Annotated in this window: 11 protein-coding genes; 2 read left to right on the top strand and 9 right to left on the bottom strand. The window is 48.9% G+C overall.

All coding sequences use genetic code 11. The annotated features are described in order from the left end of the window. Positions 1-22: 22 nt before the first annotated feature. The 8 genes from galU to uvrB form a co-directional block, all read right to left on the bottom strand. Positions 23-901, bottom strand: a complete 879-nt coding sequence (galU, locus tag PPA03S_RS29280; RefSeq protein ID WP_062329284.1) for a UTP--glucose-1-phosphate uridylyltransferase GalU — start codon at positions 899-901, stop codon at positions 23-25. Between the two features lie 82 nt (positions 902-983). Continuing rightward, positions 984-4,667 carry a DEAD/DEAH box helicase gene (locus PPA03S_RS32095; RefSeq protein ID WP_217998978.1) on the bottom strand — a complete coding sequence of 1,228 codons (3,684 nt, stop codon included), beginning with the start codon at positions 4,665-4,667 and terminating at the stop codon, positions 984-986. Between the two features lie 300 nt (positions 4,668-4,967). Beyond that, complete coding sequence (locus PPA03S_RS29270; protein ID WP_062329282.1) at positions 4,968-7,481, bottom strand: U32 family peptidase; 2,514 nt, start codon at positions 7,479-7,481, stop codon at positions 4,968-4,970. A gap of 346 nt (positions 7,482-7,827) precedes the next feature. Then, the gene (locus tag PPA03S_RS29265; RefSeq protein WP_245683763.1) at positions 7,828-9,783 is read right to left on the bottom strand and encodes a stalk domain-containing protein; all 1,956 of its coding nucleotides are present in this window, start codon (positions 9,781-9,783) and stop codon (positions 7,828-7,830) included. Then, positions 9,770-10,936: a S1C family serine protease gene (locus PPA03S_RS29260; protein ID WP_082704361.1), complete on the bottom strand. Its 1,167-nt coding sequence runs from the start codon at positions 10,934-10,936 to the stop codon at positions 9,770-9,772. Before PPA03S_RS29260 ends, PPA03S_RS29265 begins: the two co-directional genes overlap by 14 nt. Before the next feature lie 282 nt (positions 10,937-11,218). After that, positions 11,219-11,431 carry a hypothetical protein gene (locus PPA03S_RS29255; protein WP_024631564.1) on the bottom strand — a complete coding sequence of 71 codons (213 nt, stop codon included), beginning with the start codon at positions 11,429-11,431 and terminating at the stop codon, positions 11,219-11,221. Between the two features lie 449 nt (positions 11,432-11,880). After that, positions 11,881-14,739, bottom strand: coding sequence for an excinuclease ABC subunit UvrA (gene uvrA / locus PPA03S_RS29250; protein WP_062329280.1), 2,859 nt, complete (start codon positions 14,737-14,739; stop codon positions 11,881-11,883). A gap of 731 nt (positions 14,740-15,470) precedes the next feature. Then, positions 15,471-17,462, bottom strand: coding sequence for an excinuclease ABC subunit UvrB (gene uvrB / locus PPA03S_RS29240; RefSeq protein ID WP_062329277.1), 1,992 nt, complete (start codon positions 17,460-17,462; stop codon positions 15,471-15,473). A gap of 169 nt (positions 17,463-17,631) precedes the next feature. Between uvrB and PPA03S_RS29235 the strand changes: the two genes are divergently transcribed. Both PPA03S_RS29235 and PPA03S_RS29230 read left to right on the top strand, forming a co-directional pair. Further along, positions 17,632-18,432 carry a flagellar motor protein gene (locus tag PPA03S_RS29235; RefSeq protein WP_062329275.1) on the top strand — a complete coding sequence of 267 codons (801 nt, stop codon included), beginning with the start codon at positions 17,632-17,634 and terminating at the stop codon, positions 18,430-18,432. Continuing rightward, positions 18,416-19,258, top strand: coding sequence for a flagellar motor protein MotB (locus PPA03S_RS29230; RefSeq protein WP_062329273.1), 843 nt, complete (start codon positions 18,416-18,418; stop codon positions 19,256-19,258). Before PPA03S_RS29235 ends, PPA03S_RS29230 begins: the two co-directional genes overlap by 17 nt. 133 nt (positions 19,259-19,391) lie before the next feature. On the opposite strand, the gene PPA03S_RS29225 is transcribed toward PPA03S_RS29230, so the two are convergent. Continuing rightward, positions 19,392-20,075, bottom strand: a complete 684-nt coding sequence (locus tag PPA03S_RS29225) for a DUF1266 domain-containing protein (protein WP_062329271.1) — start codon at positions 20,073-20,075, stop codon at positions 19,392-19,394. Positions 20,076-20,078 lie beyond the last annotated feature (3 nt).

Raw genomic sequence — 20,078 nt, 5'->3', positions numbered from 1 at the left:
CCCTAATTCCTATACTTTGTAATTAATTCGATGAAACAACTTTCTTTAAATAGTTCAACAAATCTTCCCGTAGGTCATCATGCTGAAGCGCATAATGAATCGTTGTCTCAATAAAGCCCAGTTTCTCTCCCACATCATGACGAAGACCGTCAAAGTGGTACGCCAATATCCTTCTCTGTTCATTCAGACGGGATAAGGCATCAGTTAACTGGATTTCTCCACCAACACCTGCCGATTGCTGGCCAAGGATCTCAAATATGTCTGGGGTAAGAATATATCTCCCCATAATGGCCAGATTCGAAGGAGCATCTTCAGGCTTTGGCTTTTCAACCAAACGCTTCGATTGGAATACTCGTTCATCGGTTTTCAAAACCTGCTCACCGTCCACAATCCCGTAGCGGGATACCTCCTTCCAATCTACCGGCTGCACACCTACGATTGGGGATTGGTATTCGTCGAACACTTCGATCATCTGCTGCAGGCAAGGCGTTTCTGCCTCTACGATATCGTCCCCAAGCAGAACAGCGAAAGGCTCATCCCCAATAAACTTGCGCGCACACCAGATGGCGTGTCCAAGACCCTTCGGTTCCTTTTGACGGATATAATGGATGTCTGCCATCTCGGAAGGCTTGCGAACTTCATTCAGCAGGTCCCACTTCTGTTTACCAGCCAGGTTCTGCTCCAACTCGAATGAATAGTCAAAATGATCCTCGATGGCCCGTTTACCTTTACCTGTGACGATAATGATATCCTCAATGCCTGAAGCCACAGCTTCTTCAATAATGAACTGAATCGTCGGCTTATCGACGATGGGCAGCATTTCCTTGGGCATCGCCTTCGTGGCAGGCAGAAACCGGGTACCGAGCCCGGCTGCTGGAATAATTGCTTTACGGATGCGCATGCTGAGCCCCACTCCTTTTTTTTTGCTAGAGTCATATTTAAATATATTAAATGATGGCAAACTCCAATGTGATTGGACTTCATTATACCATCAGCAGTTCCCGGATATCCTGCTCGGATAAGGTAGTCGATCCTCGATCTCCGGGTTCAATGACCTCGGCAATCAGATCCTTTTTGCGCTGCTGCAGCTCCAGAATCTTCTCTTCGATCGTACCTTCCGTAACGAGACGGATCACCTGTACGACTTGCTTTTGCCCCATGCGATGGGCGCGTCCAATGGCTTGCTCCTCCACGGCGGGATTCCACCATAAATCATATAAAATAACCGTATCTGCACCCGTTAAATTCAATCCGGTACCGCCAGCCTTCAACGAGATCAGGAATAGTTCAGCTTCACCCTCATTGAATCTGCGGCACATCTCTACCCGGCTCTGTGCAGGTGTCTGACCGTCCAGGTAGAACAAATCCCTCCCCTGTGCAGCCAATGTCTGCCGGATCAGATTCAGCATGCTAGCGAACTGGGAGAAGATGAGGATGCGTTTACCCGCAGCCAGACAATCCTGGACTGTCTCCAGCAGCTGCTCCATCTTCCCGGAATCTCCCTGATAACCTTCCACGAAAAGGGCTGGATGACAGCACAGCTGGCGCAGGCGTGTAATGCCGGCCAGAATTTTGATGCGGTTCTTCTGAAAACCGTTCTCTTCCATATCCCTGGATGTCTCATCCTGAAGCTGGGACAGATAAGCGGCATACAATTTCTTCTGTTCGTCCTTCAGCTCGGAGCGCTGTACGGTTTCAATACGATCTGGCAGCTCTTCCAGAACGTCTTTCTTCAGACGACGAAGAATAAACGGACGGACCATTCGCGCAATACGCTCAGGAGGCAGATCCCGGAATCTGCGATAGCTTGGAAATAGGCCCGGAAAAACGGCTTCAAAGATCGACCACAGCTCATCGAGAGAGTTCTCCACTGGCGTTCCTGTAAGCGCAAAGCGACGTGGTGCCTTAATCTGTTTAACTGCCTGGGCTGTCTGGGAAGAAGAATTTTTAATCGCCTGGGCTTCATCCAAAATAAGCGTATGAAACGTTCTTCCGAGATATGTGTCCAGATCGCGGCGCAATAACGGGTAGGAGGTCACAATAACATCTGCGTCATCCATGCCTGCGAGCATGCTGGCTCGTTCGTCTTTTTGACCTGCTGCAATCAGAACTCTTAAATGTGGGGCAAAACGTACAAACTCATTCGCCCAGTTGTAGGTCAACGATGCGGGCGCAACCACAAGCACGGGAGGGTGGGCTGCATGGTTTCGGACGATTAATCCATCCTGTAATGCACCTAACGCGGATGACAGGCCCCCAGCATCCTCTAAAGATGCCTCGTTCAATGGCAACCCAGTTACAGGATCGAATCCACCATTAGTAGCAATACCCTCTTCTAGTCCATTCTTCCCATGGACACCTGCGCCGTCATGATCTCCGTTTAAAATCGGCTTTTCTTTCAGTTCAGCTGCGATATAAGCGATACTTTGCAGCGTTTTGCCAAGACCCATATCATCGGCCAGAATGCCACCAAATCGGTAAAATGCGAGTGTACGCAGCCACTGGTATCCACTTGCCTGATAATCACGCAGTACAGGAGCAAGTGCATCCGGCAGTGCAAAATCCATCCGTTCGGGATCACGAAGATCATCCAGGAAACGTTTCAGGGTGCCTCCCCACTTCACATGACCGGAAACCTCGTCCCGGCCCGGAAGCTGCAAAGCCCGAACTGCCGGCAGCAGAATATGGCTGCCTTTGATATCGCCCGCTGCAAGTCCAAGCGAATCCGCCATGTGTGCGAAGCTGTCCGCCCCTTCATTTTCGAGAGAGACAAACACACCGCTGCGCAAGCGGAAATACGGTTTCTTTTCCACAATGCTGCGCATTATCTCTTGAAGTTCCTGCTCGTCTACACCTTCCATCTCGAATGAGATCTCCAGCCAGTCCAGCCCTTTGCCCAAATCTGCCCGAACTTTCGGCGGAGTTGGATAGGATTGCACCATGGCCTTCACCGCATTGGGGATATAGATATCCACTTGCTTCTCAAGCTCCGGCAGCAGATGATACATCACATCATATACCGCATCTTCTCGTTCACTCGCCCATACACTGCCATCCCGCTCCAGGAAAGAGCGATCTAACCGGTCAATCAAGTTTCGCTCCGCATGGCGGTCACGTACCAGAATCACCTTTTTCTCTTCCTCATCAATCAAATATTCGGCCAGCGGATTAATGACCATCACTCCATAGTCGAACTCCAGGCGCGCTGTAATACGTTCACGGTAAAAGTCAATGTATAGCTTCGGTGCAAGCTCCGGCTCTGCGATTCGTTCTCTCACCTGGGCGTCGATCGACAGATGTCCAAGCGTGCGCAGCTCCGGCACCACATGCTGTACGAATTCATCCACCTGCTGGGATGAAATATCGATGCTTTCTTTAATCCCATACGAGGTAAGTGCCATGCTCAAGTCCTCCAGACTTCGCATCTGCATCGGTTCCAACATATGCAGCTGTCCTTCCACCACGGCAGCATCATAGGCAGGAAGAAGAATCAGCTCTCGCAGTCCAGAAATATCAAGCTGATATCCTTCATTAACGCCCTGTGCAATACGATAAAATATAGGCAGTGCACCCTCACCCAACGTGAGTGGTCCGTTCGCTAACCCCGTGCCTTCCATCCGGCTGTCGGCCTGAAGCAGCAATTCCAGCAGCGGCTTCCACACTAGCGGAGCGATCAATATATCTCTTCCATCTGAAGCTCCCAAGTAACCCGAGATGGACTCGCGGTATGCTTCCTCACTTTGCCTCATCCGAATAAGCATAGACAGGATCGCTTGATTCTGGGGGCTAAAATAGTGCATCGAAGGGTCGTAGAAAAACAGCTTCGTAAACGTCATGGGCTCGCCCTTCTCAATACAACTCAGAAACTGCTTCACTTTCTGTACGACATACAGGCGTTTATTTCCTACCTTCAGTTCGAGCGCGAGTTTGGCTCCGCCTTTGTGAACCTGCACTAGCTTGCATATGAACTGGACCTGGAGTTCTTCCTGTAGTGAAGAGCGCAAGACGGGTTCGGTATATCTACGTTCATTGGCATGCATTGGACTACGTTCCTTGGCAAACATGGACAAAATCTGATCCGCTGTACGGTATGAAGGCTTATCTGCTGATCTGCCCCACCCTGGTGCCGAGCTTGGACGACCTGCTTGAGCGAAATGCACAGACGGACGATCGACATCCGAATGGTCATGAAGTTTGGAATCCAAAGGCGATGGCTCCATGGCAATGGCGTGAGCCGATGATGTCGAATGAGACTCCACATCCAAAACGGAGGCAGAATGGGAAATGGAATTTGGGCGCTCCCACTCATTCTCCTCAACCAGCGTCCCTACTCTGGAACTGGAGCCACGATCAGGTGTAGACACCAGCTTCGAGGATGTTTGAGAGCCCGTGTCACGCTGTTCCCCCCATTCATGAATCGCCAGCAAAACGGCAGCCACATGTTTGCAATAGTCATAATATCTCCCATCGCCCGGACAAGTGCATCCGGCAACAACCTCACCTGCATCATCCAGATCAACCGTTACTTTGTATCGTTCAGTACCTCGAACCACAGCTTCATAATGACGTTCATCCTGACTGGCAGCCAGATTGGTCACCCTGCCAGATTGGTTATACGCTTCTCCCCGTTTGAATGCCGTGACCCCGCACAGCAATTTGATATCCATTATCGTGAATGGCGCCACAGTTCTTCGCCTCCTGTATCCAGATGTTGTAGTTTTCTCGCAAAAATATATAAACCCCACACAGCGATACAAACATTCTCTGACAGACAAGATACCATATACGAATCTGATATCGGTATAGTTCAAGTCTCCTTTATAGAAAAAACCCCAAAACCTCCGTAAAGCAGAGTTTGGGGTTATTCATGCCTGTAGCCAGTGTCTTGTTGCTTATCAGATGTAGATAGAGCAACTATATCTTGCTCTCAATCTTGTTAGTGTAGCTGTTACAGCATTCCGTTTTGCTTATTTCACCAGTTGACCACGCGTTACGCCAAGTTGGTTCGTTGCTTTTAGTGTTTTCCAAACTTGTGTACCACTAATCTCGCCGCGAAGCGCACGATTGTACAGATCAATAACCTCGCGCACCTGCTCCGGTGTCTCTTCCAGGAATTCCACACGGTAGCGGGATACACCCAGATCCATGAAATTGGTCAGATATTCGGCACCAGATTGTTCCACCGCATTATAGACGGTATTGCGGCAGCCTTCATCCACACGTACGGGATGGGACATGCCAATCCGGTCTTGCAGCGATGCACGCTGTTCCTCACAAGGACGTCCACAGTTGGTATAATCTGTTCCTTCACTCATAAACGTACAGTACACGCAGTGCTCCGTATGGAACATCGGCAGATGCTGATGAATGACTACTTCCGTCTGACTGGTACGGGAGTGACCAAGCAAATCAACCATTTGCTGAATATTCAGGTCATAGGAAGGTGTGATCCAGTCACAACCCGCTTCCAGGAACAATTCTACCGCCTTGTGATTGGCAATGTTCAATGAGAAGTCACCGATCAGTTCCGGGTGCTTCGCATCCGGGTTCTCCATCCGGTGGCGCAGGTAGAAGTACAACGCACCTGTATTACGTACCAGCACAGCGTCTGGCTGGAGACGCAAGATGTTGTTATGGTATCCGTTCTCGCCAGGCATATGAATACGCGGCGTTGCCAGGGCAATCTTGCGACCTGCTGCATGCACAGCTTCCACGGCTGCCGGGAACTGCTTGATAAACTCGAAGTCGGCATAGATCATGCCGACACCCGCTTCCAGCGCTGCCTCCACTTGTGGCAGGCTGCGGCAAAGCGCGGTCAGCTCCGCATGACCGCGAGCGACGGGTGATGCCGGTTTAACCGCATCACCGTAAACTTCCACCGCCCGTTTCACATATACGGGCGGTTTAGGGCGCTCGCCCGCGAGCTGTTCCACCGCCTGACGGCGAATGTTATTCAGCTCGCGCATCGGGATGATGACGTCACCGTGCAGGTTGACGTCCAATTCTTCAAGCTGGAACACGGTGCCGCCCAGACGTCCGAATTGCTCTTCGAGCAGTTCGTGCGTCATTGGACGCTTCTGGGCGATGTCCAGTTCCATCTCGGAATTCACACGGACGGTCGTGCCCTTCTGTACGTCCGTCCACCAAGTGCTAAGCGGCTGCCCTGGGCTGCCGATGACTTTCACGTTTACCGGGAAGATACGATATGGCTTCTCGGTTTCAAAGCTCTGACGAAGACGTTTGTCCAGCGCAGGGTCATTCGTTTTCCATACTTTGTCGCCCACGTTCACGCGGCGCAGGTCCACGTCACTGCGGCCAGGTACGACGTCCACGATCCAGCCTTCTTCCGCTTCGCCTTCAAGCTTCACGCCTTTGCGGCGTACATCGTAGACACGTCCGCCTTCTTCTTTCTTCGTCGGATCTCCGGCATCGAATACAATCCCGTCTCCACGTTTCACTGGTGCATCGAGCTTCAGCACGACACCATCACGTAATACTTGGTCTACACGACCCAGATAGACACCACGGCTTTTCGGGAACGTACCGTCAACCAGTTGTTTATTGTTCGTTCCGTCCAGGAAACCGTGTGTGAATCCACGGGAGAAACTCTGCTGCAATTCACGTACTTCTTCCTTACTCGGTGGCGTATTATCACCATCAAAATAACGGTCGATCGCTTTACGGTATTTACTAACTACGTTGGCCACGTATTCCGGCGTTTTGAGACGTCCTTCAATTTTGAAGGATGTTACGCCCGCTTCGATCAGTTCCGGCATCAAGTCAATCGCAGCCAAGTCCTTGGGAGACAGCAGGTATGCCACATCGCCCATCGGCTTGTGCACCCCATCTACCATCAGGTCATACGGCAGTCGGCAAGCCTGTGCACATTCCCCACGGTTGGCGGAACGTCCACCCCACATTTCAGAAGTCAGGCATTGCCCGGAGTATGATACGCACAGCGCACCGTGTACAAATACTTCCATTGGCAGCTTCGCCTGTTCTCCGATCTTCTGAATCTGCTTCAGGTTGTTCTCCCGCCCAAGTACGACACGTTCCATATCAAACGGCTTTGTAAACTCCACCGCTTCCGGTGACGTAATCGTCATTTGGGTTGAACCGTGAATCGGGAAGTCCGGCGAGATCTCGCGGATCAATTTGACCAGACCCAAATCCTGTACAATCACAGCATCCACACCCGCATCGACACAAGCGTCGATCAGTTCTTTGGCATCCGTCAATTCATTTTCAAAAATCAATATATTAAAGGTCAAGAAACCTTTTACGCCATAACTGTGCAAAAACGCCATAATCTCCGGCAGCTCGTCCATACGGAAATTGTTCGCACGTGCCCGTGCATTAAATTTTTCGACTCCGAAGAAAATCGCATCCGCGCCGTTGGCTACCGCCGAACGCATACAATCCCAGTCACCTGCGGGTGCCAGAAGCTCGACGTCTTCTCTTCGTATTGTTGCTGTTTTCATGTAGATCCTCCCCATAGCCGGCTATAGCCGGATTTCATCCCTGTATCCTTATACGCTGAGCCTGTACTATCCCGTACTCCTGCATGGTCACTGTATCGCTATATCTATACATTATGTCTGTATTGCCTGATTCCCAAGCCTACAGTCATCTTTATTTATCAGATCAGCAGTCATAACTCCTGAACTAATATATTGTACCACTTCTGTACCGACTCTTCTACGCTTTCCTGAAAAAACCGTTTATCATTTTCATTTCCTCGGTTCTGCACTCTTCGTTCCAGTGGAACTGAAATGTATAGAAACCGAATAACCGGAAGGTCTCTTGACCCTCCGGCATTCATTTCTTTTATTTAATAAACGTAAATGAGTTCAACGCCTTTTCCAACGCTGCTGCCTGTACTTCCGTCTTGTTGGCATCATTCAGCCCACTCGTTATGGTATACGTTATACCGTTCTGTTCGAACACAATTTGACGTCCGCTATACGGCACACCATTATCCACCTCATGATACGTGAAGGAAACGGCGGGTACGCCAGCAAATGTCAGCTCCTCACTGCCAAGCAGTTTGAAGTTTTTACGAGTCTTGGTCGCTTCGGCATACGCCTCTCTCAGTTGACTGACGGTCATCTCGATCGATTTGTCATCGCTCGCTGCAATGGAGAACTCTCCACCGGTAAAGGTATAGACTACAGGAGAGTACTCAAAGCGGTCATTGTACGGCGTCCAATAGCGAGGGATGTCCACACTGTAATGATAACGTTTGGATGTTCGCGTCAAGGTTTTCGTCTTATCTGTCAAATACGGGTCTTCATCCAGCTGCCCGAAGTTGTCGGATACCGTATCAAAATCAATCTCAACACTCTTCATGATCTTTTTAAACCACTCTCGATCCTGGGCCTGATCCTCAGGGAACGTATATTCAGCATAATAGCGATAGCCGTTCTTTTGTAAAAGAACATCGAACTCTGTCTGCCATCCATCGCCAAAGTTATAACGGAATTCATTAACCTCGGCTGTCTCACCCGATATATCCATCGTGTAGGAACCAATCGGTTCATAACTGTCTGGTGTAAATGTCTCTCGCATCCACTTGTCCAATTGGCCGCTCCAGTCTTTTACCGTCGCCCCCGTTGGAGCAGATGTAACACGAAGTTGGAGATAGGCTCCATCTTTGGCTTCGTATACCATCTGAGTATTGTCCATCGACCAGCCCGCAGGTATATTCAGTTCAATGCCATAATCATCATTCCATGCAGAACGCATCCCCTCATCTACTGTGGAGAGATCCTTGATGGTACGATCGGACTCCGCATATGTAGGCTGGAAGGAATTAAGCAGCGCTGCACGCTTGCTTAGATCTTTGTAATTCATGGCGTCATAATCTGCAAGGTATACATCATATTGGCGACCATCACGGATATACTGGCGCATTTCCCATAACAAGCCGTCAACATCTTTAACAACGATTCGTGCATAGGGTGTTTTACCTCTGGCAATCGATTCCCGATCCAGCACCGTATCTCCCGACTGTTTCGCTTCTTGAACCAACTGCTGCAGCAAATCATCTGCATCCAGCGCCACATCCTGATCGCTTACATACACCTCAAGATAATAACTGCTGTCCGCCGTACCAAAAGTCATCATGCGCTCCTGCTCACCCGTTTGCAGAACCATCAGGTCCGACGGATAATTAATGGACCAGCCGTAGTAGCTGTTACCAATTCGTGTTTTGCCTGCATCCAGATCAATACCGCCCTCGTCTTCATCCACCGAATCATCCGCTTGCAGTAGACGAATAACCATCTCACCTGCACTATTGGGGGCAAGCGTCGCGCCAATACCCGCAGCAATTGGACGAAGCGGCACCATAAGAACCCCATTCGCCATGTTGGGGGCAGCGCCCATCTCTTTTTTGACTCCATCCACCCAGGCAATCGAGCTGCCAATGGTCAACGTGACGGTATGCGGGCCTTCCTTGATTTTAACTACATTGTTCTTCTCCAGCCGGATTTCACTGCCGAATGCCTTTTTGAACACACCGACAGGCACCATGGTAACCCCTTTGACCTGATATGGTTTGGCGATTGCCTGCTTGCTGCCATTGATGTATGCATTGGTGCTCCCGGCTTTGATCCGCAGTTCACTTGTCGTATAATCCGATGCCCAGGCGGGCAATGCTGCACCGATCGTCAGCATCCCGGTCAACACACCTGTACTCAGCACACGTAAAAATGACTTCTTCATTCCGTTCATTCGTCCTCTCTGATTCCGGATTACGTGCCGGGCTTTATTGATCTTCATCTATAGGAAACTGCTCATCTTCATCGTCCTGAATGTCCGCGCGATCAGCGAGTACCACGGTGCGGGTAATAATATCACCGTCCGATTGCATCAACAACTTCACCTTTTGTCCAGGCAAATACTTCTTGAGCAGCTCATTGATGTCGACGGCAGAGGATACGCGTGTGCCTGCCACACTGTATAACAGATCGCCTTCTTTCATTTTGGCTTTCTTCGCTTCAGCCGACAACACACCTGTGATCGTCAATGGATCATCTGTAGGCAGTCCCACAATGGCAGACCAACTCTCTTCCAGTTGCAGACCAAGGCTTGCGCGCTTGATTTTCCCGTATTTAAAGAACTGATTGATAATATATTGAACGGTATCTACCGGAATAGAAAATCCCATGCTCTCGATACCCACTGCTGAAAATTTCATGGAATTAATGCCAACGACTTCACCTTTCAGGTTGACCAGCGGTCCTCCGCTGTTGCCCGGATTAATGGCCGTATCGGTTTGAATCAACCGATAGGTGGCCTCCACCCCACGATTCAGTCCACTAATTACCCCTACCGTTGCCGAGTTACGCAAAGAGAAGGAGATTGGTGTACCAATAGCGATGACGGTTTCTCCAACGGTTGTCTGTGAAGCTTTGGCAAAGGTTGCTGTTTGAAGAGATTTGGCATTAATTTTGATCAGGGCAAGATCGCTTAGTGGGTCACTGTATGTTTTAGTAATTTTGTATGTATTGCCATCGGTTGTCACGACCAGCGGATTGGTTAATCCATCAATCACATGGGCATTCGTCACAATCCAGCCATTCGAGCGGATAATTACACCGGTGCCATGAGCCAGGTTATAGCGGTCTGATGTGGCCCCATCCGGTGATTCGACAGATTTGCCGATGATGCCTACAACGGACGGAGATACGTTTTCGATCACTTTCGGTATGGCCTCACTACCCTTATACTGATACGTTTCGGATTTGGCATCATACTGCCCGCTTCCGCCAAGTGCTTTGACCAAATCTGTTGAACGGACATAGACTTGTCCATCTACTACTTTGGCTTTCATTCCCTTGGCAGACTCCGCTGCTCCAGCCGTTGCGGCAACACTAACCGAGAGCACAGCAGCCATCAACATAGCTACGGCCTTTTTCCCCAACTCTCCCATTCCCTCACCTAACCCTCTCTATATATCCTCCGTTATGCGACCTAGCCAAATGATCCAATACTGAATCTATTCTATTCACTCTATCATCTGCAATACCGGTATCCCCCAATTTATCATACATATTATTCCTGTACAATTGCTTTAAGCCCTATTTTTAATAGAAGTAATCGTATTTTCTCTTTCGCACTGCAAAACACAAAAAAACACCCTCCGCAACGCCCCAGGAAAGTGTTTGTCTGTTCTTCAACTTGCTGTTTTTTTTGAGTTCATACAGCGGTGTCCCTACGAACCAAACCAGCCGGTGATCATAGCATAATCCGTCAACAAAAATACCAAAAGACTGACCACTGCAAATCCGATGGCAAACAAGTTTTTCTTCGGTGCGCGAATCAGACGTACCACTCCGATGAAAATCAGAATCGTAAACAGGATGACAAAAATATCAAACGCGTTAAAATTCGAAGTACTCGCCGTGGCAGCTTCTGCAAACAGCATGGATAGACAGACCTCCTCACCATAGTTGAACAAGCATTTCGCATAAAATCCAATAATGCAACCTGCTGAAATGCTAACGCATACCCTAATATCTTCCTCTATGTTATCTGTACCCCGCTTGTAATGCAAGCCCTATCATCCAGAAAAATGAAAAAAATCCAGTTCGGATGCACATCTTGCCATGCTTGCTCCGTAGCATATGTAAACACTTTCATGTTATCCAAATAGTAAAACCCTTCTCCTCGGAAGCAGAGGACATCAGATCATACATCGATGCCGTCTACTCTATGAAAAGAAGGGTAAAACATGTGAAACCTATTTTCAGACTCTACGATAATCATCAACAGATGATACGGGTGAAATATTGGTGGGAGAAAGAGAATCGCTGATGAGTATGCCAGGACAGATCATATCCACTTTCATACTCATCTCTGTCAGCAATTACTCCACTACTCTGTCAATTGCAACGTCTTGCTTCGCTCCGTATCCCGTTCCAATACGGGCTTCAAGTACTTACCTGTATAGGAAGCTTCCACTTTAATGATATCCTCTGGCGTGCCGGTTGCAACGATGGTTCCGCCACCGCTACCGCCTTCTGGTCCCAGATCCACGATATAATCGGCTGTTTTGATAACGTCCAAGTTATGCTCAATCACCAATACGGACTCGCCAGAATCCACCAGACGATGCAGTACGTTCAGCAGACGATCAATATCATCAACATGCAGACCCGTAGTAGGCTCATCCAGAATGTATATTGTTTTGCCCGTACTGCGACGATACAGCTCGGAAGCGAGTTTTACCCGTTGTGCTTCACCGCCGGACAATGTTGTTGCAGGCTGTCCCAAGTTAATGTAGCCCAAGCCAACGTCGAGCAAGGTTTGCATTTTACGATGAATTTTTGGAATGTTCTCGAAGAATTGCGTAGCATCCTCTACCGTCATTTCAAGCACATCTGCAATATTTTTGTTTTTGTATTTAACCTCAAGTGTTTCACGATTGTACCGTTTGCCTTTGCAAACCTCGCAAGGCACATAGACATCCGGCAGGAAGTGCATTTCGATCTTGATAATGCCGTCCCCGCGACAGGCTTCACAACGGCCACCTTTAATATTGAAACTGAACCGGCCTTTTTTGTATCCACGCACTTTGGCCTCATTGGTCTGTGCAAACAGATCCCGGATGTCATCAAAGACGCCTGTATAGGTAGCCGGGTTGGAACGCGGTGTCCGTCCGATAGGCGACTGGTCGATGTCGATGACTTTATCGATATGTTCCAGACCCCGAATCTCTTTGTGCTGACCAGGGCGTACCCGTGCGCGGTTCAAATCACGAGCCAGCGTTTTATACAAAATCTCATTAATTAGCGTCGATTTACCCGAGCCGGATACACCCGTTACTGCGGTAAATACACCTACCGGAATTTTCACATTCAGGTTTTTCAGGTTATTTTCCTTCGCACCGCGTACTTCCAGCCAGCGGTCTCCAACACTGCGGCGTTCGGTACGTACCGGAATAAACTTGCGTCCACTCAGATATTGACCTGTTAACGAGTTCTCATCATTCATGATCTCTTGCGGCGTACCCTGCGACATCACGGTACCCCCGTGGATGCCTGCACCCGGACCAATATCGATGATATAGTCGGCAGCCAGCATTGTATCTTCATCATGTTCCACCACAATCAGGGTATTACCGATGTCTCGCATATGAGCAAGGGTAGAGATCAGACGATCATTATCGCGTTGATGCAAACCGATGCTTGGCTCGTCCAGAATGTACAATACACCCATCAGACTGGAACCGATTTGTGTTGCCAACCTGATCCGCTGGGCTTCACCACCGGACAACGTTCCGGCAGCACGACTCAGAGTCAGGTAATCCAGACCTACGTTTACCAGGAATCCGAGGCGGCTGTTGATTTCTTTTAAAATAAGTTTGGCAATGGTCTGTTCCTTCTCACTCAATTGCAGTGAATCGAAGAAACGGCCAGCTTCTCCAATGGACAAGCTTGTCACATACGCCATGTTGTGATCGTTAATGGTAACAGCAAGGCTCTCACGTTTCAGTCGATGTCCTTTACATGTACCACATGGTTTCGCACTCATATAACCTTCAATGAACTCACGAATACCTTCGGATGCTGTCTCACGGTAACGACGCTCCAGATTATTGACTATCCCTTCAAAGGTAACCAGAGCCTCTTTCCGTTGACCAAAATCATTCTCATACCGGAAACGGATTTTCTCCGTACCTGTACCGAGCAACAGCTTGTTCATCTGTTCAGCAGGGAGGTCTTCTACAGGGACGTTTTGTGGAATGTTAAAGTGCTCACATACCGACTTGAGGAACTGTGGATAATAGGTTGACGTTCCACCTGTCCAGGCATCAAAAGCGCCGTCTTCAATCGTTTTACTGCGATCCGGCACCAACAGATCCGGGTCAACAATCATTTTGACACCTAAACCATCACATTCTGGGCAAGCTCCAAACGGACTGTTAAATGAAAACATCCGCGGCGCCAACTCATCAATACTAAATCCGCATACCGGACAGGCAAAGTTGGAACTGAAGCGCAGCTCTTCCTCACCCATAATATCTACCAATAACTGTCCGCCAGACAGATTAAGTGCTGTCTCAATCGAGTCCGCCAACCGTGATTGCACATCTTCCTTGATGACGATCCGGTCAACGACGACTTCAATCGTATGTTTTTTGTTCTTTTCCAATTGGATATCTTCAGATAAATCACGTAATTCCCCGTTTACCCGTACACGGACAAACCCTTGCTTTGCGATATCGGAAAACACACTTTTGTGTTCCCCTTTACGGCCTGAGACAATCGGTGCCAAAATCTGCAGCCGGGTCCGCTCAGGATATTGCATGATGCGGTCTACCATCTGCTCTACAGTCTGGGATGTAATCTCCACGCCATGATCCGGGCAATGAGGATGTCCAACACGCGCAAATAAAAGACGCAGATAGTCATAGATCTCCGTAACGGTTCCGACGGTTGAACGCGGGTTACGACTTGTCGTTTTCTGATCTATGGAAATAGCCGGGGACAAGCCTTCAATGGAATCGACGTCCGGTTTCTCCATCTGCCCCAGAAACTGTCGTGCATAAGCCGACAGTGATTCCACATAACGTCGCTGTCCTTCGGCATATATCGTGTCAAAAGCCAGCGAGGACTTGCCTGAGCCACTCAGACCGGTCAGTACGACAAAACGGTCACGCGGGATGGTAATATCGATGTTCTTCAGGTTATGCGCTCGCGCGCCTTTGATGACAATGTTCTCGCTCGCCAATAGAATTCATCCTTTCAGTGTTGTAATTCCCACCTTTTGTTAAAGGCGTTTCGATCCCACCCAAACCCTCCCTTCCAAGGGAGGGCCCCATAGGGCGCAGCCCTCTGGACACCCGAAACAAGCGGTGCATGGTGAGGGGTCGGGTCTTGCTATGTGAAGGTGGTCGTGTGCCCGCAGCCTCGTCCAAGATTCCGGCCGCTTGCCGATCTCTTGGACGGCTGCTCTACCACGTGAGGGACGCTCACGGCTTCGCCTTGCTCGCGGAGGGTCGCCATTGCCTTTGGCTCGGCTCCCCCTCAACACCGGGACGCTCACGGCTTCACCTCGCTCGCGAAAGGTCGCCATTGCCTTTGGCTCGGCTCCCCCTCAACACCGGGACGCTCACGGCTTCGCCTTGTTCGCGGAGGGTCGCCATTGCCTTAGCTCGGCTCCCCCTCAACACCAGGACGCTCACGGCTTCGCCTTGCTCGCGAAAGGTCGCCATTGCCTTTGGCTCGGCTCCCAAGTACACGACTACCAAATACTTTCCTATAAACCTTTTAACCAATTTCAAGTTTTCTATCAGTATAGACCTGATTTCACATTTTCAACATGTCTAATTATCGGTAGATACAACTGATTTCCTTACTCAACAAGAGAACGGCCAGGTGGCCGTTCTCTTGTTGCACATTTATCCTTCAACCGCATCAGACCGATGCTCTATCTGATCTTATAAACCCTGCCCGTCACGGCTATTCTGCACGCAACTCCAGCAATGCATCACGAAGCTCAGCAGCACGCTCAAACTGCAGGTTTTTGGCTGCGTCTTTCATCTCCGCCTCTAGGCGCTGAATAAGCGACTGACGCTCCTTCTTCGACATTTTCTCGGCAGCGCCTGTAAGATAGTCTTTTTTGGATTCGGCCACTTTGGTAGCCTCAATCACATCACGTACTTTTTTGCGAATCGTCTGTGGTGTGATGCCATGCTCTTCGTTGTATGCAATCTGGATGGCCCGACGACGTTCTGTCTCTTTCATCGCTTTATCCATCGAATCGGTCACTTTGTCCCCATACAGGATAACTCGACCTTCGCTGTTCCGTGCTGCCCGGCCAATCGTTTGGATCAGCGATCGTTCGGAGCGCAGGAACCCTTCCTTGTCAGCATCCAAAATGGCTACCAGTGAAACCTCGGGAAGATCCAGACCTTCCCTGAGCAAGTTGATTCCGATCAACACATGGAATGTACCCAACCTAAGATCACGCAGTATTGCCATACGTTCCAACGTCTTGATTTCGGAGTGCAAGTATCGCACCTTGATGCCGATCTCCTTCAGATAATCTGTCAGATCCTCGGACATCTTCTTCGTTAATGTGGTGATCAAGACACGTTCATCCTTGGCAATCCGGTCGTTAATCTCACCGATCAGGTCATCGATCTGCCCCTTCGTTGGACGCAGTTCAATAATTGGATCAAGCAGACCGGTAGGACGAATGATCTGTTGCACCATGGTATCCGTATGTTCTATCTCGTAAGGACCTGGTGTCGCGGATACATAGATGATCTGGTTCATCTTTTCCTCAAACTCTTCGAATTTGAGCGGACGGTTATCCAGTGCAGATGGCAGACGGAATCCGTGTTCAACCAACACTGTCTTCCTGGCCTGGTCACCATTATACATCGCACGGATCTGTGGCAACGTCACATGAGACTCATCGACCACAATTAACATATCATCGGGGAAGTAATCCATCAGGGTGTAAGGGGTATCGCCGCGTTCGCGGAATGTCAGTGGTCCGGAATAGTTCTCAATCCCTGAACAGAAACCGACTTCCTTCATCATCTCGATATCATACCGTGTACGCTGCTCCAGTCGCTGCGCCTCCAGCAACTTCCCTTGTTCACGCAACACTTCAAGACGCTCTTCCAGTTCACGCTCAATGTTCACCAGCGCCACGCGCATCGTCTCTTCTTGGGTTACGAAGTGAGACGCCGGGAAGATCGCAATATGTTCACGTTCGCCAACCAGTTCTCCGGTTAACACGTCAATTTCCGTAATTTTCTCAATCTCATCTCCGAACAATTCCACCCGAATCGCATGCTCGCCTTTCGACGCCGGGAAAATCTCAATGACATCGCCGCGTACGCGGAACGTGCCCCGCACAAAGTTAATATCATTCCGTTGGTACTGAATCTCCACCAGACGAGACAAAATCTGATTGCGCGGTTTCTCCATCCCTACCCGCAGGGACAAAAGCATGCTGGAATACGCATGAGGTGAACCCAAACCGTAAATGCAGGACACACTCGCTACTATGATTACATCCCTGCGTTCAAACAGGGAACTCGTAGCCGCATGGCGAAGTTTGTCAATCTCTTCATTGATACTCGAATCCTTCTCGATATACGTATCGGAGGAAGGGATATAGGCTTCCGGCTGAAAATAATCGTAATAACTGACGAAATACTCAACCATATTATTCGGAAAAAAATCTTTGAACTCACTTGCAAGCTGGGCTGCCAGCGTCTTATTGTGGGCAATAATCAACGTGGGACGTTGCAGCTTCGCAATCGTCTGTGCAATGGTGAACGTCTTACCCGTACCGGTTGCACCCAGCAGCGTCTGATATCTCTTTCCCTCCTGAACACCCTTCACCAATTCCTCAATGGCAACAGGCTGATCCCCTTGGGGAGAAAACTCTGACTCGATTTCGAACGTTTTGTCGCTCATTATAATATCGCTCATTGCCGTATCTCACCCTATCGTCTAAAATAATAGTCACTATATATTGTCGAAGTTCCCCGAATTTACATATGGGAAAACTTATATTAATAAGAATATTTGTTCCCGTTTAATTATACCTTGTCTGTGCAAGTGATGCAAACGCGAAGTGAAGATAGGAGTGGGTTAATTTATGGATATTGCGACACTTATCGGCATTATTGCCGGGATTGCCGCAGTCATTAGCGGTTTTTTATGGGAAGGGGGCCAATTATCAGGTTTGTTACAGAAAACGGCTGCTTTAATTGTATTTGGCGGAACGATTGCAGCAGTGGTTGCCAGCTTCCCTGCATATCGACTGCGTACGATTCCAGCAGCTCTGAGAATGGCCTTTGGACGCAACAACAACGAATCAAGCCAATGGGTTGAAGAACTGGTGGACATGTCTTCCATTGCTAGACGCTCGGGTGTACTTGCGCTGGAACGCAAAGTGATGGACCACCCGCATCCCTTTTTACAGGACGGTATTCAAATGGTTGTCGATGGCACGGATCAGGATGTTGTTCGCCAGATCATGGAGATGGAGATTGATTCCGTTGAACAAAAACATGAAGGTTATGCCAAAATCTTCGAATCAGCAGGTGGCTATGCGCCAACGATGGGTATCATTGGTACTGTAATGGGCCTTATTCAGGTCCTTGGCAGCCTGACCGATCCTACCGGACTTGGGCCAGCGATTGCTGTTGCCTTTACCGCAACCCTATACGGGGTAGCCAGTGCCAATCTGATCTTTTTGCCCATAGCTTCCAAAATCAAATCCCGTGGAGCAGACGAAATTCAGACGATGGAAATGCTGCTCGAAGGTGTGCTTGCCATTCAGAACGGGGAGAACCCTCAACTCGTACGCAAACGGCTGGAATCCTTCACACTTACTCATCGTCAAACCACAACACGTCCTGTAGTGAAGGAGGGATTGGATGAGTCGGCGCAGTAAGCGGCGTAATAAACGTGAACCTGCCGATCATCGGGATCGTTGGATGATTACCTATGCTGATCTCATTACCCTGCTGCTGATTTTCTTCGTCATCATGTATGCCATGAGCCATCTCGATTCAGGTAAATATGACGTTGTGACTCAATCGTTGCAAAATACGTTTAACCAATCCAACTCCCTGCTTGACCAAGGTGAAGGGATTGCTGGTACAGCAGGGCAAGCGATTACCAAGAATCCGCCTTCTCAGATTCAAGGGGAGAGCCCCGGGGAAGGCGAAGGCTCTACCTCAGATTCCGAGACGGATACTCCGGAAGAGCATGATCAGCCCCTGACGGAGCGGGAAGAACAATTCAGGTCACAGGAACAGGAGTTGCAAAATCTGTTCAACGTGATTACCCAATATATTGAGGATAATAAACTGGAAAATCAGATTTTTGTCGCGGACAAGCCTCAGGGCATCTCCATTACGCTGAGTGACCGCTTCCTGTTTGATCAGGGACAAGCGGCCCTCAAAGGCGACGCTGCACCCACACTAACCAAACTGGCAAGCCTGTTCCGGGATCTCAACACCGTTGTCAGCATTGAAGGGCATACGGACAACGTTCCTGTTGGAGCGAACTCCACCTATAAAGACAATTGGGAACTTTCTGGTGAACGTGCTTTGTCTGTATTACGATTTTTCCTGGATAAAGAAAAGCTCGACCCTGACGGATTCCAGTATGCCGGATACGCGGATACCCGCCCAACCAGTGACAATACCACGGCGGCTGGACGGCAAAAGAACCGCCGTGTAGAAATTACCGTGTTGCGGCAACTCCAGCCATAATAACTCTAATTTCCAATCCAGGATTAGTTCATCACTTCATATTTTTATAAAAGAAGCACGATCTGTCTCAGAACCTGAGCAAGATCGTGCTTTTCTTTTTCCAACGTATGAATATCAATTTCATAACAGAAGGCTATTGTAACGAAAGATTCCAATCTATCTTTTTATAGATGCTGTTTGGATGAACAAACAGATTCTGTAGATAATTCATTTGCCGCTTTACAACCGATTCATCGGTTTTTTCAAGCCAGTATAGCCTCCCTGCCATAAAAGCCACCGTGTAGGCCTTCCAGGACGTATACGCGTATTGTGCGTCTAATGCCGCCTGTAAAACCAGCTGTTCTGATTCGGTTTCAGTTATATAACCCACATGGGCGCTTTGTCGACACAGGTTCGCATAACATCCCCAGTCCCACGCTGCAACTCCTTCGGCTGGTAATTTGTGCATATATGTTTTAACCACCAGATATTCGTGATATTTCCCTGTATCTGGATCCAGTGAGTTCATATAATTCCCCTGATCCTTTTCAGACATTGCACTCAAGAAAGTCCGCTTCTCATCAAATGATATACGATATCCTTCGTTCCGAATCCAATCCAGTGAAGACATCAAACTCTTCCTGTCATGAATTTCCCAGTTTTCCTCTAATGTGGTGCAAAATTCTTCTCGTTGTTCTTCATCTGCCCTATACTCATAATCATTGTTAATATCCAGATCGATGATTTCGTTAAGTATAGCAGCCATGCCACGAAACCAAAGTTCTTTGTCCGTAACACGATGTATAGACGAGGATTCTGTCGCATGTTGTCCTCTCAACGC

The organism is Paenibacillus pabuli NBRC 13638, assembly GCF_001514495.1.
Classification (GTDB): domain Bacteria; phylum Bacillota; class Bacilli; order Paenibacillales; family Paenibacillaceae; genus Paenibacillus; species Paenibacillus pabuli.
This window is presented reverse-complemented; position numbering and strand designations above follow the sequence as displayed.

What these genes read in the sequence shown, in the direction of transcription:
- galU (WP_062329284.1), bottom strand. Translation starts at nt 901, where the DNA reads ATGCGCATCCGTAAAGCAATTATTCCAGCAGCCGGGCTCGGTACCCGG.
- PPA03S_RS32095 (WP_217998978.1), bottom strand. Translation starts at nt 4,667, where the DNA reads ATGGATATCAAATTGCTGTGCGGGGTCACGGCATTCAAACGGGGAGAA.
- PPA03S_RS29270 (WP_062329282.1), bottom strand. Translation starts at nt 7,481, where the DNA reads ATGAAAACAGCAACAATACGAAGAGAAGACGTCGAGCTTCTGGCACCC.
- PPA03S_RS29265 (WP_245683763.1), bottom strand. Translation starts at nt 9,783, where the DNA reads ATGAAGATCAATAAAGCCCGGCACGTAATCCGGAATCAGAGAGGACGA.
- PPA03S_RS29260 (WP_082704361.1), bottom strand. Translation starts at nt 10,936, where the DNA reads ATGGGAGAGTTGGGGAAAAAGGCCGTAGCTATGTTGATGGCTGCTGTG.
- PPA03S_RS29255 (WP_024631564.1), bottom strand. Translation starts at nt 11,431, where the DNA reads ATGCTGTTTGCAGAAGCTGCCACGGCGAGTACTTCGAATTTTAACGCG.
- uvrB (WP_062329277.1), bottom strand. Translation starts at nt 17,462, where the DNA reads ATGAGCGATATTATAATGAGCGACAAAACGTTCGAAATCGAGTCAGAG.
- PPA03S_RS29235 (WP_062329275.1), top strand. Translation starts at nt 17,632, where the DNA reads ATGGATATTGCGACACTTATCGGCATTATTGCCGGGATTGCCGCAGTC.
- PPA03S_RS29230 (WP_062329273.1), top strand. Translation starts at nt 18,416, where the DNA reads ATGAGTCGGCGCAGTAAGCGGCGTAATAAACGTGAACCTGCCGATCAT.